This window comes from Glutamicibacter sp. NPDC087661 (assembly GCF_044743275.1).
In the GTDB taxonomy this organism is placed as follows: domain Bacteria; phylum Actinomycetota; class Actinomycetes; order Actinomycetales; family Micrococcaceae; genus Glutamicibacter.
Window position 1 is genome coordinate 395,503 of sequence record NZ_JBIUWE010000001.1, and the last position, 22,981, is coordinate 418,483.

Sequence of the window (22,981 nt, forward strand, 5' to 3'; positions counted from 1 at the left end):
TCCTAATTCACCAAGACGGCTGAAACCTTGCCGCGCGATACTGCCCCGGCCAGATCATCCGAGAGGCTGCTGGCAGCCGCGACCACCACAATTCCTTCACCGGTCGGAACCGCGCCGCTGAGCATGCCGAATTCGGAGCTGCTGGCATTATCCGGAACCCAGAGCACCGGCACCGCCTTGGCGATGGTCTGCGAGCTGATGTCCTTTTCAAAGCCATCTCCGGTGGTCAATACGATATCCACCAGTTGCCCTGGATGGAGCAGCGTCACGGTGGCAGGATCGCTCAAGCGCAAGGGAACGGCCACGGTGCCTTCCGGCGAACCGGTCAAAAGTTGTGGCCCCACCAAGGAATAGTTGCGCAGCACCGTTCCGGCAGTCAGTGCCACGGCTGCCCGTTGCCCCGAGATGGCATCGATGCTTTCAAAGACTTCGGCATCTTCCGGGGCAAGCCGCACCGTTTGCACCGTCAGCTGGTTGGCGGATATGCGGGACCCGGCAGGAATGTCGCTCAGCGCCACCACGACCTCGCGCTGCGCTAATTGCCCGGAGGAAAACACATTGAGCACGCCCGCCAAGGCCAGCAACGCGCAGGCGATGGCCAAAGGCTTCCGGTAGCGGCGCAACAACTCATTGCGGTTGCGCACGGGACGGATCTTCGGCTTGGGAATCACCGGGGGCCGGGAGGCAGCATGCGGTCTGGGGAAGAAGCTCATAACCCCATGCAACCTTCAGGTCCAGCGGCACACTGCGAGCTGCCCGCGAGCTGTGTGTAAATCAGATGATCTGATGCACCTGCTGCGGAGTGAACACCAAGTCCACGGGTTGGTCATGCTCATCGATCTGGAAGGAACCGGCCGGAACATACTCGTGCTCATAAACCACGGCCGCCACACGGACCGGCGCATCGTCGATCAAGGGCAGGAAGCGATCGTAGTAGCCACCGCCTTGGCCTAAACGCAGCCCGTTCGAATCGATGGACAGCGCAGGCATGATCAGCGTATTGATCTCGTCAAAGAGCTCTGTGCCCATCCGCTTGCCCACCGGCTCCATCACCGGGGCCAAGGTACTTGGCTGGAATTCCATGCCGGGGGAGTACTCAACCCACGAGAGCGCGTACTCCGGTTCGCACACCGGCAGGTAGACTTCAATGCCTTCCTTGGCCAAAGCATCCAAGAGCGCCTCGGTGGACGGTTCATCCGGACCCGAGCAATAGGCCGCGACCTTCTGGACGACACCGGTGCTCTGGCTCAGATAGCCAATCACCGTGTGCGCCAGATCCAGTCCGAACTGCTCACGCTTGCTCGGATCAAGTGCCCTGCGCCAAGTGCGCACAGCGGCACGCGCGGCCTTCTTGCCGGCGCCAGAATTCAGATCAGCGGTGGGATTCATGCCTACAGCTTACGTGCAAGAAACGAAACGCTGCCTGCTAGCGCTGTTGCCAGCTGCAAGCATGACGAAGTAATACGATGTGCACATGTTCTTCTCTCGTCGAGCAAAGCGCCTGGTTCCGGATCTGGCCTCGGAACGGCTGTTGTTGCGCCAACTGACTGCCAGTGACGAAGCCGAGTGGATCAATCTGCGCTACGCCAATTCCAAATGGCTCAAGCCATGGGATCCCACCAGTCCCTTGGGCCCGCCAGAAGCCATGACTTTTCGCGAGATGCTCAGGGCCAAGGATGAATCAGCAGTTGACGGCAGCGGATTCACCTGGGCCTTGGCTCTTCCCCAGCTGCACAAGGGGCGCCCGCCATTAATCGGGCAGGTTTCCGTGGCGTCGGTGCAATATGGTGCCGCGCGCACAGCGTCCATCGGCTACTGGCTGGATCGCAACCATGCCGGCTTCGGCCTGATGCCCGAAGCCTGCGCCTTGGTCATAGACCATTGCTTCGAGCAACTGCAGCTGCACCGCCTGGAAATCAACATCCGTCCGGAGAATTCGGCCAGCCTGCGGGTGGTGGACAAGCTCGGGTTCCGCGATGAAGGGCTGCGCAAAGGCTATCTGCACATCGATGGGCAGTGGCGGGATCACCGCACCTTTGCGTTGACCCGTGAAGAGGTGGAAACGACGCTGCTCGAACGCATCTACGAATACTGAGGCGGATTTCGTGCTATTTCGTTCAATCGAGCTCTGATATGAGAGAACTGCATTGAAAACATGCAGACACGCCAAGGGATGTGCATGAGCGCGCACCCAAGGTTGCATAGTGTTGATTCGAAGGAACCATATTTAGTTCCACGAGGATTTGACCGACTCAATCGGTGATGGAGGACCCACATGGCTGGCACGTCACAGAGCGCTTCGCAGGAAAGTGCTGCGACCAAACTCAAGATTCGTGTGCGCTATGGCCGGTTGTCCGTCGCGCTCGTCGGTGCCTTGGCAGTCCTCGCGACCGTCTTCGGTCTCATTCTGGCTCCTTTCACTGCTCTGACCTTCGGCACCGTAGGCCTGTTCGCGCTGATTGCTGTAGCATCCTTCGCCACCCTGCGCGGGCTGGCTGTCCGCGACCGCAACCGCAAGCTGCTCGAGCACCTCGAAGCCACCCGGCAGCAGGCGCTGCGGACTCCCGCTTTTGACGACGCGGCTAACCAGGTCATCTCGCGCAAGCATGAGGATGACGAGGTCTTCGACGCTCGCCCGGGTTCGTCCCGCCGCGCTCCAGCGATTACCGCTGAAGAGCTGCGCGCCGAAGCGCTGCGAGTTGCTCACGGCTATGGCGGCGTAAAGCAGCCAGGTACTTGGGAACCAACGCACGTGCCCAAGCCAACTTACGTGGAAGCCAGCGAGCGCATCGCCAAGACCGCGGAGCTGGCAGCTGAACAGGGTGCCAAGCGGACCCACAAGGCAGCACTGCCGGTGGAAGAACCGCTGCGTCCGAGCAAACAGATCAGCCTGAAGGCATCGGAAGATGCAAAGCGCCTGGCCACCGAAGTTTCGGCCGAAGAGCGCGCAGCGGTCGCTTCGGTAGTTGCCAAGCGTACCGAGAGCGCACCAGCTGCCAAGGAAACCGTTGCAGCGCCATCCCCCGCACCGGAAGCCGCACCCGTGGCTGCCGCGGGTACCAAGCCTCGCCTGAACCTGGACGCGGTCATGCAGCGCCGCCGCGCATAAGCATTCCAAGCACAAAGACTTGTGGCCCGGACCTCGCGAGGTCCGGGCCACAAGTCGCTTAAGCGCTGCTAGCTGATCATGTCATCGAATGGCAGCGGGCCGCGGTTGCCGCGGTGGTGCGCGAAGACCAAGGTGGTTTCGGTATGGCCCACCGACTCGTCGGTGGCGAGGTTGTCCAGTACCCAGTCACGCAGTGCATCGGTGGAACCGACCGCGATATGCAGCAGGTAATCGGTGCCGCCGGAAACATGGAACATGGACAGCACCTCGGGCAGCTGCGGGATGCGTGCCACGAAAGCGTCAATCTTCTCGCGGTCGTGGGCGCGCAGCTTGACCGAGATCAGTGCCTGCACGGTACGGCCTACAGCGCCCAGCGATACCTCGGCGTGGTAGCCGGTGAGGATGCCGCGCTCGACCAGCGAACGGGTGCGCAACAGTGCGGTGGATGGAGCGATGCCCGCACGCTGTGCGAGGGTCGCATTGGAGATACGTGCATTAGCGACCAATTCGTCGATGATGATTCGATCGATTTCGTCCAGATCGACGTTTGATGAAAGCTCTGATTGCTGGGCCATAAGAATATTTCATCATATTCGCGAGATATCAGTGGGATCTTTGGCAGAAAAATCGGTGTATGCCGTCCGCGTACGAGTAAATAATCGGTGAACAAACGGATATATTGGGGATATGACACGTCGTTCTGAGCACACCGGTGAATCCTTTGATACCAGGCTGGCGGCCTATTGCTTGGTGGAACACGACGGAAAGGTACTGCTTACGCTCTGGGATATGCGTCATCGCGATCCACGCTTCACCCCGCGCTGGTCCCTTCCCGGCGGCGGCATCGACTTGGGGGAGCCTATCGAAGAAGGCGCGCGCCGTGAAGTCTATGAAGAGACCGGCTACGCGGTGGGCGAGCTGGGGCTCCTGGATGTCAGCACGGGAGTTATTCCCGGTTCCAAGCGCTACTCGGGCGAAGGCCATGCCATGCAAACGGTGGCGGTCACCTATCGGGCCAAACTGACCGGTGGAGAACTGCGCCATGAAGTCAACGGTTCTACCAGCCAGGCCGCCTGGTTTACCCGCGAGGAGATCGCCAAGCTGAACTGCATTGAACGCGTTGAGAGCATCTTGCGACTGACCGCACCCGGCAAGTAGCGGCGGATCGCCGCTGGCCTGCCCTAGAATCAATAGGGACATGAACTTGCGAAATACCATCACCGTTGGCGCACTCAGCGCAACCCTGCTGCTAACCCTGTCTGCTTGCACCGAAGAGGCAACGCCGACGGCCGAGCCAAGCAAGGCCATCACCTTGCAGATTGCTGCCGGTTCTCAACCTGCAGACCAGGCCTTGGTCCATGTCTATGCCAATGCGCTGAAAGCCGAAGGCTATAAGGTGTCGTTGAACAAGCCCAGTGCTGATCCTTACCAGCAGGTGGTCGACGGAAAAGCCGATTTGGCGGTGGACCAAGCGGCCAAGGCGCTGCCCCTGGTTGCTGACCCGGCGGCCATCACTGGTGAAGATCAATTGCTGAGCGTCGAGGAATCCAAGAACCTGCGCAGCGCCATCAATGACGCTGAGGGGGAGCTCTCTGCCTTGGAACTCAGCCCAGCTGATGCGGGAAAGGTCTTGGTCATGAGCCAGGCCCAGGCAACCTTGCACAAGGTCGATTCGGTGGAAACCCTGATTGCGGCTTGCACAGATCTGACGATCATTAGCGATGAAGCCAACGCCGCATCCTTGAAGGCATCATTGGAGGACGCTGGCTGCGGGAAGCCGAAGGTCGTGGCTGAGGAGCCGGCGAAACTGGCCAGCAAGCTGCGTGCCTCGGTGGACAGCGCAGTGGCGCTCGGGTCGGGAGATGCCGTCATGTCAGATGAAGGCTTCTACAGTATTCCGGGAAGCGCCGCCTTCTTCAACGCCGAGCAGTACATGGTGCTGGCCAACGGCGACGTGGATGACAAGGCCCGGGCAGAACTGGACAAGGTCACCGGCGAATTCTCGCAGCAGTCCCTCGTGGACCTGAACCGGATGGTCAGCCAGGCCGACGGACTGAGCCCAGAGCAAGCGGCCACCCGTTGGGAATGGATCATCGAAGAGTAGGCCCCAGCCAGCTCTCCCAGGATTTCGACCGCTGACCATAGCGGTCGAGTAACAAGGTGTGTCGATCGCACCTGACGTGAGAAAGTGTAACCATGGCAGAATTCAAACAATCAACGAAACTGCACAACGTCCTCTACGACATCCGCGGCCCGCTGCTTGAGCACGCCACGCGCATGGAGTCCGAAGGACATCGCATCCTGAAGCTGAACATCGGCAATCCCGCGCCGTTCGGCTTCGAGGCGCCCGACGCGGTGCTCGTTGACATGATTCGCAACCTGCCTAACGCCCAAGGATACTCGGACTCCCGCGGCATTCTCTCGGCACGTACCGCCGTCTCGCAGTACTACCAGACCCGTGGCATCCAGACCATTGGCGTGGATGACGTCTACCTGGGCAACGGTGTCTCCGAGCTGATTACCCTCTCGTTGAATGCGCTGCTGAATAACGGCGACGAGATCCTGATTCCCGCCCCTGACTACCCGCTGTGGACCGCTTCGGTTTCGCTGGCTGGCGGCACCCCGGTGCATTACATGAATACCGAGGAAGAGGGCTGGCTTCCTGATCTTCAGGACATGGAAGCGAAGATCACCGATCGCACCAAGGGCATCGTGATCATCAACCCCAATAACCCGACCGGTGCGGTGTACCCCAAGGAAACCCTGGAGGGAATCCTCGAGCTGGCGCGCAAGCACAACCTGATTGTGTTCTCGGACGAGATCTACGAAAAGATCCTCTACGAAGACGCCGTGCATATCAACACCGCTTCGTTGGCAGATGACGTGCTGATACTGACCTTCTCCGGCCTGTCCAAGGCCTACCGCGTGTGCGGCTTCCGTGCTGGGTGGATGGCCATTTCCGGTCCCAAGCACCAGGCCGGCGACTACATCGAGGGCATCAACCTGCTGACCAACATGCGCCTGTGCGCCAATGTGCCGGCGCAGCACGCAATCCAGACCGCCTTGGGCGGGTACCAGTCGATCAATGACTTGATCCTGCCTGGCGGACGGCTGCTTGAACAGCGCGATGCGGCCTACAACCTGCTCAGCGCGATTCCTGGCGTGAGCGTCCAGAAGGCCAAGGGCGCGCTCTACATGTTCCCGAAGCTGGATCCCGAGGTCTACCCGATCCACAATGATGAGACCTTCGCCCTTGAACTGCTCAAGGCGCAGAAGATCCTGATCTCCCAGGGCACCGCCTTCAACTGGATCCGTCCGGACCACTTCCGTTTGGTCACCTTGCCCAACGTGCGCGACCTGACTGATGCGGTTGGACGCATCGGACAGTTCCTGGAGGACTGGCGCGCTCGCGCATAGGCTGCCCGGATGCGCAACCGGCCCAGAATCACCCACGTGATTCTGGGCCGGTTGTGCGTTAACGCGGCCACCGGGGAATGCGGTCCCGGGAACTTCAGGGGTATCGCCTGCCAGCGACTGCGATCGGAGAATTTGGTGTCCTGCAGCCGAAGAATTGCGTTTTCGCGGGGCTCAGCGATCCTGAGCATCGAGCCGTGATGGGTGCTTCACCGTTGACGAATACCGCTTCTCACGGCGCCTGCAGTGGCAGTAGGCTGGCAACAACGAATCGCATCACTTCGACACACGCGTGAGGACTTAATGATGAGCGCCTACCCTGCCAACCTGTTAGAAGCACTACGTGCAGAACCGGGCGTGAAGCTTTCAGAGCGCGCAACCAAGGATGCTGATTGGTGGCCCGGGGACGCCCCGCAGGATAAGAAGGCCGCCGAGAAGCGCATGGTGCAGCTGGCTGAACTGCTCTCGGATCTGCAAGAGAGGCTCTTCGCCGCCTCGGTAGCTGGCGGACAAGGCCCAGCAGTCCTGCTCATTTTGCAGGGGATGGATACGTCCGGCAAGGGAGGGACTGTTCGCCACGTCCTTGGCATGCTGGATCCGCAGGGCGTCAAGCACCATGCCTTCAAGGCGCCAACCGAGGAAGAAGCAGCCCATGACTTCCTCTGGCGCATCACCAGGCAATTGCCCGCCGGGGGACTAGTGGGAGTCTTTGACCGTTCCCACTATGAAGACGTTCTGGTCGCCAAAGTGAAGGGCTTCGCCACCCCGGATGCGGTCGAGTCCCGCTACGGGAAAATAGTCGACTTCGAGAAGCAGCTGATCGAGCAGGGCATCCACCCGATCAAGGTGATGCTGCATATCAGCCGAGAAGAACAATTCGAGCGCCTCTCGGCACGCCTGGAGCGTGCCGACAAGCATTGGAAGTATTCGCCGGGCGATGTCGATGATCGCCTGCTGTGGGATGACTTCCAGTCCGCCTACGAGGTGGCGATTAACCGCACCGATAACCAGGGCGCACCATGGCATATCGTTCCCGCTGACCAGAAGTGGAAGGCCCGCTTGTGCGTCGCTGAGCTGCTGCTGGCTACCCTGGAGCGTGTCGCTCCGGACTGGCCCGTTGCCACCTTCGATGTGGAGCAGGAGAAGGCCCGGCTGGCGGCCGCGAAGTAGGTCCGGGTGAGGACAGGCTATTCGCCGGCGGCCTGCTCGTGCTTGGCGCGAGCCTGCTCCAGACGCTGAGAGACACCGTTGAGCCAGTTCTCGCAGTGGGCTGCCAGTGCTTCGCCACGCTCCCACAATGCCAGCGAGGCTTCCAGCGCAACTCCGCCGGTCTCGAGCTGGTTGACCACGGCCAGCAGTTCTTCGCGAGCCTGCTCGTAGGAAAGCTTGGCAATGTCGTCAGGGATTTGTGCAGTCATGATTACTCCAAATTGGTATTCGTGGTGATTAGCTTGCGTTGTCGCCGGCAGGGAGGGATTCAAGGGTTCGTGCAACCAGCTGCCCGGAAGCCACCCGGATGAGCACCTTGCTGTCTGCTGGCGCCTGGGCTGCCTCGCGCACGATGCTTCCGTCCTCCAGCTGGGTGACCGAATAGCCGCGGTCCAGGGTCTGCTGCGGAGACAGGGCACGCATCTGGTTCTTCAGATGGTTGATCTCGTCGTTGGCGCGCATCACGCGGTGGCGCAGCAGATCCGTCGAGCGCTGCTTCCAGCGCTCCAGGTCTTCGGCACGGGAGGTGACCATCACCTGCGGGTTGGCCAGCACCGGGCGTTCGCGCACCGAGGCCAGCAGCTGGGCTTCGCGCTGGAGAAGATTGTTGATGGAACGGTCCAAGCGATTGCGGGCGATTTCCAAGCCGGCGAATTCTTCTTGCAGATCCGGGACAATGCGCTTGGCTGCATCGGTGGGGGTCGACGCGCGAAGATCGGCCACATCGTCAAGGATCGGGCGGTCCGCTTCGTGGCCGATGGCCGAAACCACCGGCGTCTGGGCGGCGAAGACCGCACGCACCAGATCCTCATTGGAGAAGGGCAAGAGGTCTTCCAGGGCCCCGCCGCCACGGGCGATGACGATGACATCGATGTCCGGGTCCGCATCCAGCTGCTGCAGGGCTGCGATGACCTGGTTGGCGGCATCCATTCCCTGCACGGCGGTATTGATGACCTTGAATTGCACGGATGGCCAGCGCAGGCTGGCATTGCGCAGCACGTCCTTCTCCGCATCCGAATCACGCCCGGTAATCAGGCCGATGCGGTGGGGAAGAACCGGCAGCGGGCGCTTGTGCTCAGGGGAGAAGAGGCCTTCTGCTCCCAGCGCCTGGCGCAATCGTTCCAGGCGCACCAGCAGCTCGCCCAAGCCAACTGGGCGCAGGTCCGTGGCATTCAAGGAAAGCCGGCCGGTCTTGGCGTAGAAGCTCGGTTTCACCTGGGCCACCACGCGGGAGCCCACCTGCGGGGTGGCATCCAGCTTGCGCATCGTCGAGGCCCAAATGGTCACCGAGAAAGAGAAGTCCGCATCGACATCGCGCAGGGTGAGGTAGGCGTGGCCGTTGCGCACATTGGCTTCCAGCAACTGGCCTTCAACCCAAACCACCGGAGAGTTCTCGATATGGATTTTCAGCTTCTCCGAGAGCAGCCGCAGCGGCCAAGGATTGTCCGCGGTGGTCTGCCCGGCGGTCGCCGGAAAACTGGCGGGGGCTTGGGGATCCATCGGTGCCGCTCCTTGGAAAGTCGAATCTCTGGTGCATCTGTGAGACTACCGCATGGCACCGACGGCTGGCCGGATCCCCGGGGGCTGGGGCTAGGCCGCGGTAGGTGGAGCGCAGGTATCGCAATGGGCGATTTTCATACCCGATTGGCCCCGCAAGACCCGGGGAAACGGGGTTTTCCAACAATTGGGACAAGCCTGCCTGCGGGCATTGCGAGGGGCAATGTGCGGGTGGACACTATTGAGCATTGGGGAAGCACTCGAGAAGGATGCAGGGCCATGCGTGGGGCATTGGGGAATAAGAATATTGCGCGTTCGGGGTGGACTTGGGTGGCAGCGCTCAGCTTGCTGGCCGGTTCCATTCCGCTCTCCGCCGCGGCCTCGATGCCCGCGCTGGCGGCTGCGGCAGTGCCGGCCGCAACGGTGCACGTTGCCAGTGCCATATCCATCGACTTGCCGGTCCGGGTGCGCACCACGGCGGATCTGAATATGCGCACCGGCGCCTCGACCAGTTACCGGATCCTGGTGCAGATACCCACGGGGACCTCGGTTCCGGTATCCGGGCGTGCCTCCAACGGCTGGTACAAGGTCAGCTACACCGGGTACACCGGGTACGTCAGCGGCTACTACGTGGTCGCCGCTTCGGTGCGCACGCTCGATGACCTGAATCTGCGCACCGGCACATCCACCAGCTACCGGGTCCTGCTGAGTATCCCGAAAGGGAAGACGGTGCCCGCGTACGCCCGCGCCTCCAACGGATGGTACAAGGCCAGTTACGGAGGGTACACCGGCTGGGTCAGCGGCAGCTACGTGACCACCTATCCGAAGCCGCCCTCCGCACCGCAGTCCACCGGTCCCAACCGGACATCGAGGGTGGTGCTCACCTTCGATGACTGCCCGCGCACGCTGAGCGCCTTCACCTCGGTGATGGATTACGCCGCCAGCAGCAACATCGGCCTGGTGATCGCTCCCACCGGCGATTGCCTCGGCTCGTTCAAGTCGCGCTACGGCGTGGACCTGGCCGCGCTGGCCCGGGCCAAGGGCCAATGGGTGATCAACCATTCGATCAGCCACCCGGATCTGCGCCCGCTGTCCTGCCAGCAGGCCGGTGCGCAACTGGGCGGCTCCGGAGTGCACACGAATTTCGGGCGCCCGCCTTTCGGAGCCATCGACGCTTCGGTGCGTTGCGGCTACGACAGCCGCGGGATGGCCATCTGGACCTGGTCCCGCGACACCCGCGACTGGGACGTGAAATCCAAGTCGATCACCATCTCGCGGGCCTCGGCCGCGGTGCCCGGGGACACCGTGCTGATGCACATGCAGTGGTATGGCTTCTCGCCCGATGCGCTGCGCCAGATCAAGGCGAACCTCGGCGCCCGCTCGGTGGGCGTGTGCCGGGCCTACCGCGGGTCCGATGGCACCGGCGCGGTGGTGCGCACCCCGGTGCTGCTGCCCAGTTCGCTGCCCTGCTGAACCGGCATGCACCCTTCGGAGGCAGATCTCACAGTCCCCGGAGGGTGGCGCGCATCATATGAGCATGGGCTAACTTGCATGCACTTCGTAGACTAGAGGTATGGCTACTTCCACTTCCACTACGGTCTCGCTGTCAATGCCTCGGATCCCGCGGGTGCGCCGCACCCCGGCCGAGATTGCAGCTGCCTCCCCAACGGTCACCGAGCGCAAGGTCCTGCTGGCCGCTCCTCGCGGCTACTGCGCAGGCGTGGACCGGGCAGTGGTTGCCGTTGAAAAGGCGCTGGAGCACTACGGCCCGCCGGTGTACGTGCGCAAGCAGATCGTGCACAACCTGCACGTGGTCTCCGAGCTGGAATCCCGCGGCGCGATTTTCGTCGAGGAGAACGAGGAAGTGCCCGAGGGCGCCCTGGTGGTCTTCTCCGCCCACGGCGTCTCCCCGGCCGTGGTGCAGTCCGCGGCGGACCGCAACCTGCAGACCATCGATGCCACCTGCCCGCTGGTCACCAAGGTGCACCGCGAAGCCGTGCGCTTCGCCAAGAACGACTACGAGATCCTGCTGATCGGCCACGAAGGCCATGAAGAGGTCGAGGGCACCTACGGCGAAGCCCCGGAGGTCACCACCATCGTGAACAACCCCGAGGAAGCCGACACCGTCCAGGTGAAGAACCCGGACAAGCTGATCTGGCTCTCGCAGACCACCCTGAGCGTGGACGAGACCATGGAAACCGTGCGCCGGCTGCGCGAGCGCTTCCCGAACCTGCAGGATCCACCCAGCGATGACATCTGCTACGCAACCACCAACCGCCAGGCCGCGATCAAGAACATTGCGCCGCAGTCGGATCTGGTGATCGTGGTCGGTTCGGCGAACTCCTCGAACTCGGTGCGCCTGGTCGAGGTGGCACTGGACCACGGGGCAAAGGCTTCCTACCGCGTGGACTTCGCCAACGAAGTGGACGAGGCCTGGTTCGAGGGCGTCTCCACCGTCGGCGTGACCTCCGGTGCCTCGGTGCCAGAGGTGCTGGTCCGCGAAGTCGTGGCGCTGCTGGCAGAGTACGGCTTCACCGACGTTTCCGAGGTCACCACCGCGCAGGAAGACATCATCTTCTCGCTGCCCAAGGAAATCCGCGGAAAGCTCAAGGAAGCCGGGGACGAGGAACGTGCCCTGGGCGGACACGCCCGCCCGCAGGCCTGATTTCTCCATAAGAATTCAAGCGCCAGTACACCATTGCGCGCTCATCACTAGTAAAAGGTAGAATTTCCTCCCGTGGCTCTTACTATCGGAATCGTCGGACTGCCAAACGTCGGCAAGTCCACCATGTTCAACGCGCTGACCCGTGCCCAGGTGCTGGCAGCCAACTACCCGTTCGCAACCATCGAACCCAATGTGGGTGTCGTGCCGTTGCCTGACTCGCGGCTGAAGGTGCTCGCCGGAATCTTCAATTCCGAGCGCATCCTGCCTGCGACCGTCTCCTTCGTGGATATCGCCGGCATCGTCAAGGGCGCTTCGGAAGGCGAAGGCCTGGGCAATAAGTTCCTGGCGACCATCCGCGAAGCTGATGCGATCTGCCAGGTCACCCGCGCATTCGTGAATGACGACGTGATCCATGTGAACGGCAAGGTGGACCCGGCCTCGGATATCGAGACCATCGCTACCGAGCTGATCCTCGCGGACCTGCAGACCATCGAGAACCAGCTGCCTCGCCTGGAAAAGGAACTGCGCACCAAGAAGATCGAGAAGTCGTTCCTGGACGCAGTGCTCAACGCGCAGAAGGTGCTCGAAGAAGGCATCACCTTGTTCGCCGCCGCGAAGACCAAGGGCGTGGACCTTGAAGAGCTCGCGCCGATGCAGCTGATGACCACCAAGCCATTCATCTACGTGTTCAACACCGATGAGGCTGGCCTGGCCGATACCGAGATGCAGGCCAAGCTCTCCGAGCTGGTTGCCCCTGCCGAGGCGATCTTCCTGGATGCCCAGTTCGAATCCGAACTGGCTGAACTGGAAGAAGACGAAGCGGCCGAAATGATGGAAGATGCCGGCATCGTCGAGTCCGGCCTGGGCAAGCTGGCCCGCGTCGGCTTCGACACCCTGGGCCTGCAGACCTACCTGACCGCTGGCCCGAAGGAAACCCGCGCATGGACCATCGCCAAGGGCGCCACCGCGCCTGAGGCAGCCGGTGTCATCCACACCGACTTCCAGCGCGGCTTCATCAAGGCCGAGGTCATCGGCTTCGAAGACCTCGTTGCCGCTGGTTCGGTGGCTAATGCCAAGTCTGCGGGCAAGGCCCGCATCGAAGGCAAGGAATACATCATGAAGGACGGCGACGTCGTGGAGTTCCGCTTCAACGTGTAATTTTCATGTCTCAATCGCCCTCGGTTTCTTTTGGAACCGGGGGCGATTTTGCTTATGAAAAAAAGCGTATAGAGGACTAAGAAACAATCACATAATTATATTTTCGCTCCCTATATTGCAAATCGGTTTCATGGATGAGTCTGTTCTCGGAATGTTGGAGTAAGATCGACTAATTGCCGGTTGGCGTAGTTAAAAACTTTGAAAGAATGACAATATGAATGCCAGATCTTCCTCGCCCAATCCTTCCGCTCATAGTCCGTTGGCATTAGTGACTGACACGGAGACGTTCCTAGACGACCTAGACATTGTTCTCGACGTGAAACCAAATGTTCCCACACCTTTGCGCATCGATGCTGTCCGTATTCGTAACTTTAAAAAAATTCAAGATACGCGGATCAGCTTGGGTCCAATAACCTACCTAGTAGGTGGAAATAATTCTGGTAAAAGTAGCGTCCTTCAAGCAATCCATACAGCTGTCAGCTGTGCACAAGTTTCTGTAGAGCTTGGGCAACAGGTCATAGCAGAGGCAACGCTTCGATATTCTCCGGTAGCGGAGTTTTCTCTCCTAGGACACAAAGTACCGTACGAAAACAGAAGCAATGGACAACGCGGAATTGTTGATTTTGAGGGGTTCCCAGCGGACAGTGATACGAAGGGCGAATACAGAATCGAGATGTATAAAGCCCGAAATCACAATAATGTCGGCGTTGACCGTTCGGGAATCTCACCTGGATTCGGCCAGGTCTTGAGCGATCCTAAGAAGCTCTTTAGCGTTTATGTGCCCGGACTAGCGGGGGTACCACATAGGGAAGAGATGGCCGGTTATGCAGCGGTATTCCGCAAAGCGGCGAGTGGCGATGCAAACTTAGTCTTTCGAAATATCATCCGACTTCTAGCAGATCGTGGCTTGCTAAGAGAGCTAGAAAAATTGCTGGAATCTGTGCTGAAGACCCCCGTTGCATTTCAAGTTGAGTATGACTCTGAGCGTGACTTGTACGTCGACGTACGCATTGCTACGGGGGTAGAAATTGCATCGAATGACTATCTACCGGTCGATTTGTGGGGAACTGGGATACTTCAAATTACTCAGATTTTCGCGTATGTGCTCCTTTTCAAACCGGCTCTATTGCTGGTTGATGAGCCGGATAGTCACCTTCACCCTTCGCGGCAAAGAGCGCTGGGAGCGGCCCTAGAACGGGTGTCGGTGGAGTTCTCCTGCAAGGTAGTGGTGAGTACGCATAGTCGGCACCTGATCACTGGGGCATCAGAAAACGTCAGCGTTGTATGGATGAAAGATGGCCAAGTCGAGTCAAACGACCAGAGAGAACTGACTGGAATCCTTATGGACCTCGGGGCCCTAGATCAGCTGGACCTTGAAAGCCAGATAATTCTATGCACTGAAGATGAAGACACGAGGGCTATAACGCTTGCTTTGCAGGCCTGTGGTCAATCTGAGGCGGACGTAAAAGTTGTGTCTTTCAACGGTCTGAATAATGTATTCGCGGCGGAGGCGTTCCGAGAAATGGCCGAGCTGATGCCGGTGAGCCCTCGTGTACTCGTCCACCGGGACAGAGATTTTCTTACCGACGATGAGCTGAATATATGGTCAAAGGTGTTCCTAGACCGTGGCATTGAGGTATTCTGCCCACCACTTTGCGATACAGAGGCGTATCACGTAACTCCCGAGCATATTGCCGGAATGACAGGGCTTTCTGTTGATCAGGCAAGGCGTTTTCGCGAAGGAGTCATTGCTGAATGGATGCCGAAGCTCCGTGCAAAGCACCGGGATAAGAGGCGCACAATCAATCGAACATATCTTGACGGTGGTGCACCTCTCACAGAAAGTCTTTGGCCCGCTGAAGCGGATCCTACTGATGAGGTATTGTATGGCAAGCTACTCTTGACGCAAGTTCAGAAGAAGCTGCGAGAGGAGAAGTATCTAGATACTTCGACGTCTCTCCTCGATGAACCAAGCGGACAACTTGCCTCCGAATTGCGAAAAATACTCAATTAGATGCTGAACTCATGGCTATGAATGGGGCGCAGATGAGTCGCTTCAAAGCCAAATAATGTCGTGGCGACGGAATCATTAGATCTTCGAAGACTGCTCTATTTGTTGAAAGCCCGGGCTAGTGGTGCGCAGTTTCCGTAGAGTCTGCGCGACACTAGATGAACTACTGGCGTGTCAGAAAACCTTAAATTCGAATGATGCCGGAATTAGGGCACATATGCTGGAAATGCAGAGATCGCCGATTCCGATCTGGGCAAGCTGGAGCGCGTCGGCTTCGACAACCTGGGTCTGCAGCCCTACCTGGCCGTTGGTCCGAAGGAAACTCGTGCCTTGACCAGCGCAAAGCATGCCACCGCGCCCGAGGGTGTCGGAGTTATCCACGCCGATTTCATCAAGTCCGCGGGCAAGACCCGCATCGAAGGCAAAGAATACATCATGAAGGACGGCGATGTGGTGGAGCTCCGCTTCAACGTCTAGTTCTGCGCTATTGCGCAGGTGTGAATGGGTTCGGTCCTTGGCCAGTCCGTACCCACTCCGCAAGATTTTCGGCCGACCGTTCGGTCCCGGGTAGATGACAGCTCACTTCGGTATGGGCATCGATTATCGGTGGCGCTGTCATGAAAGTGTGGGAAGCCCGATTGGTGATTCTGCCGAGGTCGCGGAAGAATGACGCATTCCCTTCTCAGCAACCCAAGCATCCTGCCGAGCGGTATCCTTGCCCGCGATCCGCTACGCTTGAAACAGCTTGACCTTTGCGAGGAGTTGGTCTGACCTGTGGCTGATGCTGACATTGTTCGAACCACGCGTAGTGGAGACAGATTTCACTATCTTTGGGCTTCGTTGCGTGCGCTACGGCTTCTCGACTCGACTTCCGACCTCGTGGCGATCAGCGTCGAAGGGCCAATCGAAGGTGAGAGCGTACCGAGCGAGGAGATTATCGACGTCGCCGAGTACTTTGGCGAGAGCCCGGATGACCCGACAAGTCGAGTCCATTACCACCAGCTCAAGCACTCCTCTGTCCGCATCGGCAACCCGATCACAAGCTCTGAACTGTCTAAGACCCTGAGCAAGTTCGCGGATATCTACCGTGCCGCTTTTTCCGAGGGCAATGCGGCCACGGTCCAGTTCAGTTTCGTCACTAACAGGCATCTCAACATTAAGGTTCGCCAAACCCTGGCCGACTTGCGCGCTGGGCGTCCTCCATCGCATACGGCCGAGGGGCAGTACCTTCGCGCCGCGCTTGGGTTTGGAACGGATACGGGCTCCGAAAAGCACTTCTGCGAGCAATTGACGGTTGATGACGGCACCTCTGGGGTCGCAGATGTTGAGCGGATCCTGATTGACGAGCTCAAGGACCACCTCCCCGGTGGGGGCACCGGATCCGAACTCGCTGACCTCATGAATCACGTCTCCCGCATGGCGACACACGAGTCCAAGTCGAACACCCTCAAACGTCACGATCTTCTCGTCATATTACGTACAACCGAGGAACAGATTTTCCCCGCAATGCCCGTGTTCGAGGATCTCGAACACGTAATTCGGACAGCAGACGTAGACGCTATCGCCTCCGTCCTTCGCACCGGCGACGAGACCAAGCTCCTTCTCACCGCACACGGCGGCGTCGGAAAATCGATCTTCACCGGGATGCTGAGGGACGAACTCGCAGATAGGTCGTTGACGTTGGTCTTCGACAGCTTCGCGGGAGGTGACTACCGCCAGATCGGTCGGCGACGGCACCAGCACAAGGTTGCACTGACTCAACTTGCGAACGAGCTCGCGAGTAAAGGTCTTTCCACGGCTCTGGTCCCGTCCCAGATCGCAGAAGATGGTGACTACGTTCGAGCCTTCGAGAACAAGGTCCGCAAGGCATGCGAGCGTCTCGCAGACGCCCAGTCGGATGGATTCCTCACTATCGTCATCGACGCTGCGGACAACGCCGTGATGGCAGCTGTGAAGTTCGATGAGCGACCATTCGTAGTAGACCTGTTCGAAATAGAGTGGCCTACAAACTTCCGCCTCGTTGTCCTGTGCCGCCCTGAGCGAAAACATCTCTTGGAGCTCCAGGGAGACGTTCGCGAGATCGCACTTACTGGATTCGACCAACCACAAACACTGGCGCACCTTCGGACTAGGTTTCCCTCGGCGACTGAGTCTCAGGGAGCTCAACTTCACGTGCTGAGTACTGGGAACCCGCGAGTCCAGGCGATGGCCATGGAAGGTGCTCAGACCGCGGGCGGGGCCATCTCGGCGCTCCAGATCGCGACCAACAGACCAGGAGAAGCCCTCGACACCTTGCTGGCAGAACAGGTTCGCAAGGTTGCCTCGCAGGGGCACCTGCTCCCTGACGAATTGAAGCGGTTGTGCCAGGCACTCGCGACGATGCATCCGACCATTCCACTTGTCGATCTCTCCAAGATCACAGTCGTCAGCGTAGACGCAATTCGAAGTTTCGCAGTTGCGCTTGGCAGGGGCCTTCATTTCAATAACAACTCCCTCCAGTTCCGTGACGAACCGACAGAGACGTGGTTTACGAATAACCACAGCCTCAATCCCGTTGAAATGCGCGATTTCGCGACCCGTGTCGTTCCTCACGCCTCCGACTCTGCTTACATCGCCACAGTGCTGCCCCAGTTGCTGTTCGAAGCTCGAATGGTCGATGAATTGGTTGAACTGGCGCTGTCGGACGGCGGTCTTCCGGCCGGTATTGATGACCTTCAGGCACAGGAGATCGCGAGAGCCCGTGCTCGGTTCGCTTTGGGAGCGGCGCTGCGCGCAAAGCGAAACAGTGACGCCGCACTGTTGGCTGTAAAGGCGGGCACGCTCTCTTCGGGTCATGCGCGTAGGATGAAGATGTTCCGCGCGAACCCTGACATTGCCGCTAGGTTCCTTGCTAGGGACGTAGTCGACTCACTGTGCTCCGGTCGCGAATTGACCGCTCGCTGGCCAGGTTCGAATCTTCACGTCGAGGCTCTGATGTTGTCGAGTCTCGAAGAACGGCGCGATCTAGGCCGTGCCCGTTTCACAGCTTCGTACAACACTATTAGCGCAATCCTTCGTTTGGACAGAGACGCGCGCCGCGAACTTCATGCGAGGATCAGCCCTGAGGATATTGCCGATCTCGCGTGTGCCATCACTAATCTCGAAGGTGCCAACGCAGGGGTTCGTTTTCTTGCTGGTTGGCGGCCCAACGACTTCGTACGCGAAGTCAGCGCTAAGTTCGCATCGCGGCTTGCCGACGCTGGTCGGACCGATCAGCTGTCCGAGCTGCTGGTTCTTGCTGCCTCTCGGAAGCACATCCAGATCGGCATCATCGAGACGATGTTCGACTACGGAATCGTCCCCTCCGACGAGGCCACAACTGCCCTCGCTGAGATGCTGAGCGACCGAAAAAAGCAGTTCAACAACGCGCGGGGACCTTACGTCTATGACAAGGACCTTCGTGGCGTTACTTGGGCGCTCTTGCATGCTGTCCTCATCTCTGCGGTCACAAACGCCGAAGCACTCCGGATTCTCGACATTCATCTCGTGCCTCTCGGGAATCACGAAGGTGAACGCTGGTCCGGATTGCCTTCAACGAGTTGCCTTCTCGGGCATGCACTAAAAGCTCGTCTCGCCGGTCAGATTCTGAGCCTCGAGGATGTCGTGACAGCGGAGTTCTTCAAACGCCTATCGAAGGACCGGGCGACCCATGATCGTGCCACGCGCGACTTCAAGGAGAACATTCCACAGCTCCTGCCGTGGGCTACGTGCATTGTCGATGTAGTGCTAGACGGACCGACTGAGTCCGTTAGCAAGGCGCTGGGGGCGCTCGCTGCGACCGACTTCGCTGTCAGGCCCCGCTACGACATGCCATTCGTCCTGCTCAATGGAATCGCAGACTTCACAATCCGGGTCTTGGGCGTACTGCCAGATCCCACCGTTGTCGCTCAATTTGAGACGTGGCATGAAGCCTCGGGGGAAACCCTGATTCGTTCTCAACTCACCGCCATCAGGTGTGCTGCACGCAACCCGGCACTTGCAGGGTTCGCGATTGCAGCGGTGAACCGAGCCCTGATTGCGAGTCAGAAGGACCGTGCCAATGCGGACATGCGAGTTGACGAGCTGGTCGAGTTGGCGCGCGCAATCTTGGCAACGAGTGAAACTGAGGCGCGAGCCATCTTCAACATCGCGGACAGAGAGGCCAAACTCGTCGGTGATGACCTGCCTGCGCGTTGGTACGCGCTGACGAACACTGCTCATCGGCTCGGAACGGGTGCAGAGCCTGAGCGAGCATACCGGCTCCTTCAGATCGGTGAGACTCTCGATACTGACGAACGTTCGGACGTTTCGCAGCTCGCCAACCCGCTCTTTGCGATGCATCCACCGAGCTATTATGCAGCCGTGTCTAGGCAACGGGACCGACGCGCGCTGTCTTTCGACAGGCTCCTGGGTCCGATCATGCGCAGTTCGTCGAGTACATGTGGACCGGTTGGTGCTCTCGCTGTTGACGCGTTTGGAGCACCCGCTCAATGGGAAACCATCACTGGACGCTTGCCGGCGAAGGACACAGAACGCCTGAACGACGTTTACTCCGAGTTCACGAGATACTTGCGGAGCGCCAACGTTGTTCCGCGTGCGGACCGTAGCACAGGAATGTCTCGCACTTGGCGTGGTTCCACGAAACTGAAACCGTCAAAGGTGGTTAAACGGTTCGACTTCACCACTGCGGAGGGCTGGGACGGCGCGTTCGAGCATGTGGAATGGTACGCCGATGCTCGGAAAAAGGTTGTTCGCCGTGCGCTGAGAAAGATTCCTGCGAAGTTGGCTGAGTCCATCCGGGCTATCGCTGACTCGGCCGGGGCACGCGAAGAAGATTTCGTCTTAGCGGCAACGTACGCATCCGAGCAAACTCCGAGCGCGGGCTTGAATGAATCGATTACCTATATGGCTACCGTGTTCGCCGACCGGTTTGCGTCAAATATCGCGACGCGCTGGTACGACCGCACCGAGCTGAACAAATTCGCCGTAGCCGCAGGGGTGTCGAGGGAAATTATTCTTAAGGGTGGGTTCGTGAAACTCGGCGAAAGGGCGCACACTCTGAATCATGAGGAGTACTTCAGCTTGGCGTCCCACATCGCTCGCACACTTACCATTCCCGAGGCGCAGCTCGTGTTCGATGCGCTCGCTATGCTCTTCGACGACCTCGCACCGACAGCGACAACGTCAGACGGCCCGTATGACACTTTACCAGCCGCTCCTACTAGCCTGGCCAGCTGCCTTGCCGGTTTGATTTGGGCGGCTCTGGGGGACATCGCAGTTTCTCGCCGGTGGCAAGCTGCCCACGCGGTGCTGCTGTTAGTGCAGATCGGAGATAGAAATACGTTCGCCGAATTGGCTAGATTCGCTGACGGGACGAACGACCCTTCGCCGTTCCACGACGGTCGATTCCCTAGATATGAGATCCATTCGCGGATGTGGTTGTTGTTCGCGCTGGAGAGAGCAGCGTCGGAGCCTAATGCTAATCTCCTGGTTCCGTTTGTTCCGTGGATGCTCAACCTGGTTGACGGGCCAGCTCATGCTGTTAACCAGGTCCTAGCGCAGCGGACGCTTCAGATCTTGTTCGACAGTGCTGTAATATCACCGACGCCGGAGTTGGCCGAGCGCCTCTCCCGACGCTTGCTCGCCGACTGGGAAGAACTCGACTGGCAAGGACAACGCTCACGGAAAGACCCGTTCGAATCCGACATAGACCAAGACAGCGACGGGTACCCGTTCTTCTTCGACTTCCAGTCTTATTGGGTTCAGCCCCTCGGGCGAGTTTTCGGAACAACCGAGCAGGCCTTGGCCAAGAAGACAATGGCCATCTCCAGGGATCTGACCGGGTACGACGACGATAATACGGACCCTCGCCGCGACGCCGGGGTGTACGGCCAGAGCGGCTCATATCCCGACCATCGCAGCTGGCCTCAGGAAGAGGACTTCACGTTCTACTCCGCAGTGCATTCGCTCCTGACGCTTGCCGCTGACCTTGCGCTGACGCTAAAGTCGCACAAAGAAGCGGATTCTGAGTTCGACGAGTACACTTCGTGGCTCAACGATTTCATGCCGAAGCGTCGCGATGGCCGTTGGTTGGCCGACCGTCGGGACGCCCCTCCGGTGCCTGCTCCCGAGTTGCGCATTGCGGGTAGCGGGAGTAATACATGGAGGTGGTCACTGACTCCATCATTGTTCGAAAGCGCTGTAGGCCACGGCATGGATTGGATCGTGGTCAACGCGTCGTATGACACGACGTTCCAAGACATGTCCGAAGAAGCCAGCATTTCGAGTGCTTTGGTTCCTCGTTCGACGGCTCGCTCGTACCTTATTGCATTGCAGACGAACGTGCTGGGATATCTCGGGCGGCTCCCGACGACCGACGAAAACCTCCAAGATGACTACGACCACCAGCGCGGGGCGTCATTTCGGTTGCTCCCGTGGATTGACGCGTCGAGCTTCTATGCGGCGATGGACAAGGATGACGAGCGAGGGCGGAACGTCGTGTTCCCGCCATTTCGTCCAGGTGCCGATATCGTGGACAGATTCGGCCTCACAACCGATAAGGATCTCCGGGATTGGACCTACATGGGCGGCCCAGCGTTCCGTAGCCAGGTGTGGGACGCCACTGAACAGACCGGGCGGGAGCACCGGAGCGGAACGAGTGGTCAAAAGTTGGAGATAAGCTCACAGTTCCTCCTGGAAGTTCTCAACGAGCTCGACATGAGCCTAGTGGTCCAAGTGAATCTGAGACGAGACGTACACAGGTCGTCCTATGAACGGAAGAAATCCGATGAAATCAACAGGGTCGAGTGGTCTACAAAGGTCTATCTCATCAGTCCGGATGGGCAGTGGACCGAGTATTGAAGCTACCCTAGAACTTGGTCGGAAGCTTGCTGCGGCGTGTGAGGAGCACGACGTGACGGGGCAGTGGATGGCGCACCACCTTGCTGCCTTGATTGTCGCCGCAGAAACTGACGATGACGTAACAATTGGACAGAGGACGGAGATCGTCGAGACGATCTTGAGCGTTTGGGGTGCTCGGCGGAAGCTTCCCGGGCAGGTCCCCGCGTACGAGCTCGACTTAGTGTTCTCTGCGCTAGACATGCTGGGTGATGATCGGCCGTGGAGGTTCTCGCGGCTGCAGGAGTATGCTGGCGGGCTAAATGCGGCAGAGAAAGCCGAGGCCCCACTTGTTGTTCAGGCGGTTTCTCTTGAGCGGCTTACGCGGCAGGCTGTACTGGCATTGATTTGGCTAGCCTGTCAGGACGCGACAACGCGGAACGAGCCATGGTTGGCCACAGCTTCGGCTGCGTTGGCACCTTTGGAGGACGAGCTGACGGCGACCACTCGACGTGTTCACCGGCGCCTGCGCGAGTTCATTGGTGACGAGCCTTTCTATAGGTTGGACACGGAGGAGAAGACTGAGTCGGACAACTGCGTCCTTGCCCGAAGGCTTCGGGCAATGGCTGATGAGCTCACCGGTCTTGCCGACGAACTAGACGGCAAGACTTCCCCCAGCCTTTGATCCTGGTCCTGTGAGGCTCCCAGCCAAGCCGCTGTGGCAATTTTTCGCTGAAGTTACGAATTGCACAGCATGTTGTTCCGTGACGGAACTCGCTGGAGTTCCGCTTCAACGTGTAATTTTCATGTTTCAATCGCCCTCGATTTCTTTTGGAGCCGGGGGTGATTTTTTGCCTCGTGCCATTGATTCATCACGAAGTGGCGCCGGAAGGAAAGCTCCTCCACATTAGCGATGCCGTTCAAGGTGCATGGGCCATTTCCCTTATGGGGCAACGCCGCAAGCAGGCTAAGGCACCAGGCCCCGCGTTACGGCGATCTAACCGACTGTCTGGGAGCCGGATCCGCGAGGCATTCCGGTCGGACTCCGCCGTGCGCTCTAGAG

The 22,981-nt window shown here is 59.4% G+C and carries 17 protein-coding genes and 1 pseudogene; 13 read left to right on the forward strand and 5 right to left on the reverse strand.

The window, feature by feature from the left end; translation table 11 throughout:
• Positions 1-2: 2 nt before the first annotated feature.
• Positions 3-713 (reverse strand): RcpC/CpaB family pilus assembly protein, encoded by a 711-nt coding sequence (locus ACIOTN_RS01910; protein WP_402734734.1) that lies wholly within the window; start codon positions 711-713, stop codon positions 3-5.
• A gap of 61 nt (positions 714-774) precedes the next feature.
• Complete coding sequence (locus ACIOTN_RS01915) at positions 775-1,389, reverse strand: 5-formyltetrahydrofolate cyclo-ligase (RefSeq protein WP_105657595.1); 615 nt, start codon at positions 1,387-1,389, stop codon at positions 775-777.
• Positions 1,390-1,474: 85 nt separating this feature from the next.
• Here ACIOTN_RS01915 and ACIOTN_RS01920 point away from each other — a divergent pair, with 85 nt between their 5' ends.
• Positions 1,475-2,095, forward strand: a complete 621-nt coding sequence (locus tag ACIOTN_RS01920; protein ID WP_105657594.1) for a GNAT family N-acetyltransferase — start codon at positions 1,475-1,477, stop codon at positions 2,093-2,095.
• A 180-nt stretch (positions 2,096-2,275) separates the two neighbouring features.
• Positions 2,276-3,109 carry a hypothetical protein gene (locus ACIOTN_RS01925; protein WP_105657593.1) on the forward strand — a complete coding sequence of 278 codons (834 nt, stop codon included), beginning with the start codon at positions 2,276-2,278 and terminating at the stop codon, positions 3,107-3,109.
• A 68-nt stretch (positions 3,110-3,177) separates the two neighbouring features.
• Here ACIOTN_RS01925 and ACIOTN_RS01930 read toward each other — a convergent pair whose 3' ends face one another.
• Positions 3,178-3,684 carry an Lrp/AsnC family transcriptional regulator gene (locus ACIOTN_RS01930; protein WP_105657592.1) on the reverse strand — a complete coding sequence of 169 codons (507 nt, stop codon included), beginning with the start codon at positions 3,682-3,684 and terminating at the stop codon, positions 3,178-3,180.
• A gap of 112 nt (positions 3,685-3,796) precedes the next feature.
• On the opposite strand from ACIOTN_RS01930, the gene ACIOTN_RS01935 reads away from it, so the two are divergent.
• The 4 genes from ACIOTN_RS01935 (at position 3,797) to ACIOTN_RS01950 (ending at position 7,693) form a co-directional block, all read left to right on the forward strand.
• Positions 3,797-4,267 carry an NUDIX hydrolase gene (locus ACIOTN_RS01935; RefSeq protein WP_332504166.1) on the forward strand — a complete coding sequence of 157 codons (471 nt, stop codon included), beginning with the start codon at positions 3,797-3,799 and terminating at the stop codon, positions 4,265-4,267.
• 40 nt (positions 4,268-4,307) lie between these two features.
• Complete coding sequence (locus ACIOTN_RS01940; protein WP_105657590.1) at positions 4,308-5,213, forward strand: glycine betaine ABC transporter substrate-binding protein; 906 nt, start codon at positions 4,308-4,310, stop codon at positions 5,211-5,213.
• Between the two features lie 92 nt (positions 5,214-5,305).
• Positions 5,306-6,526 carry a pyridoxal phosphate-dependent aminotransferase gene (locus ACIOTN_RS01945; protein ID WP_105657589.1) on the forward strand — a complete coding sequence of 407 codons (1,221 nt, stop codon included), beginning with the start codon at positions 5,306-5,308 and terminating at the stop codon, positions 6,524-6,526.
• A 303-nt stretch (positions 6,527-6,829) separates the two neighbouring features.
• A complete protein-coding gene (locus ACIOTN_RS01950; protein ID WP_105657588.1) occupies positions 6,830-7,693 on the forward strand; it encodes a PPK2 family polyphosphate kinase in 864 nt (287 codons plus the stop codon).
• Positions 7,694-7,710: 17 nt separating this feature from the next.
• On the opposite strand, the gene ACIOTN_RS01955 is transcribed toward ACIOTN_RS01950, so the two are convergent.
• Both ACIOTN_RS01955 and xseA read right to left on the reverse strand, forming a co-directional pair.
• Positions 7,711-7,941, reverse strand: coding sequence for an exodeoxyribonuclease VII small subunit (locus ACIOTN_RS01955; protein ID WP_105657587.1), 231 nt, complete (start codon positions 7,939-7,941; stop codon positions 7,711-7,713).
• Between the two features lie 28 nt (positions 7,942-7,969).
• Entirely contained in the window at positions 7,970-9,232 is a 1,263-nt protein-coding gene (gene xseA, locus ACIOTN_RS01960; protein ID WP_402734735.1) for an exodeoxyribonuclease VII large subunit, read from the reverse strand.
• Positions 9,233-9,508: 276 nt separating this feature from the next.
• Between xseA and ACIOTN_RS01965 the strand changes: the two genes are divergently transcribed.
• From ACIOTN_RS01965 to ACIOTN_RS01995, 7 genes and pseudogenes are all read left to right on the forward strand, one after another.
• A complete protein-coding gene (locus ACIOTN_RS01965) occupies positions 9,509-10,702 on the forward strand; it encodes an SH3 domain-containing protein (protein WP_402734736.1) in 1,194 nt (397 codons plus the stop codon).
• 100 nt (positions 10,703-10,802) lie between these two features.
• Entirely contained in the window at positions 10,803-11,894 is a 1,092-nt protein-coding gene (locus ACIOTN_RS01970; RefSeq protein WP_105657584.1) for a 4-hydroxy-3-methylbut-2-enyl diphosphate reductase, read from the forward strand.
• A gap of 72 nt (positions 11,895-11,966) precedes the next feature.
• The gene (gene ychF, locus ACIOTN_RS01975; RefSeq protein ID WP_105657583.1) at positions 11,967-13,052 is read left to right on the forward strand and encodes a redox-regulated ATPase YchF; all 1,086 of its coding nucleotides are present in this window, start codon (positions 11,967-11,969) and stop codon (positions 13,050-13,052) included.
• A 214-nt stretch (positions 13,053-13,266) separates the two neighbouring features.
• The gene (locus ACIOTN_RS01980) at positions 13,267-15,066 is read left to right on the forward strand and encodes an ATP-dependent nuclease (protein ID WP_402734737.1); all 1,800 of its coding nucleotides are present in this window, start codon (positions 13,267-13,269) and stop codon (positions 15,064-15,066) included.
• A gap of 237 nt (positions 15,067-15,303) precedes the next feature.
• A pseudogene (locus ACIOTN_RS01985) lies at positions 15,304-15,540 on the forward strand (DUF933 domain-containing protein); the annotation flags it as partial.
• Positions 15,541-15,837: 297 nt separating this feature from the next.
• On the forward strand, positions 15,838-21,942 hold the full coding sequence (locus ACIOTN_RS01990; protein WP_402734738.1) for a hypothetical protein: 6,105 nt from the start codon (positions 15,838-15,840) through the stop codon (positions 21,940-21,942).
• A 52-nt stretch (positions 21,943-21,994) separates the two neighbouring features.
• Positions 21,995-22,603, forward strand: coding sequence for a hypothetical protein (locus ACIOTN_RS01995; RefSeq protein ID WP_402734739.1), 609 nt, complete (start codon positions 21,995-21,997; stop codon positions 22,601-22,603).
• The last annotated feature ends 378 nt before the right edge of the window (positions 22,604-22,981 follow it).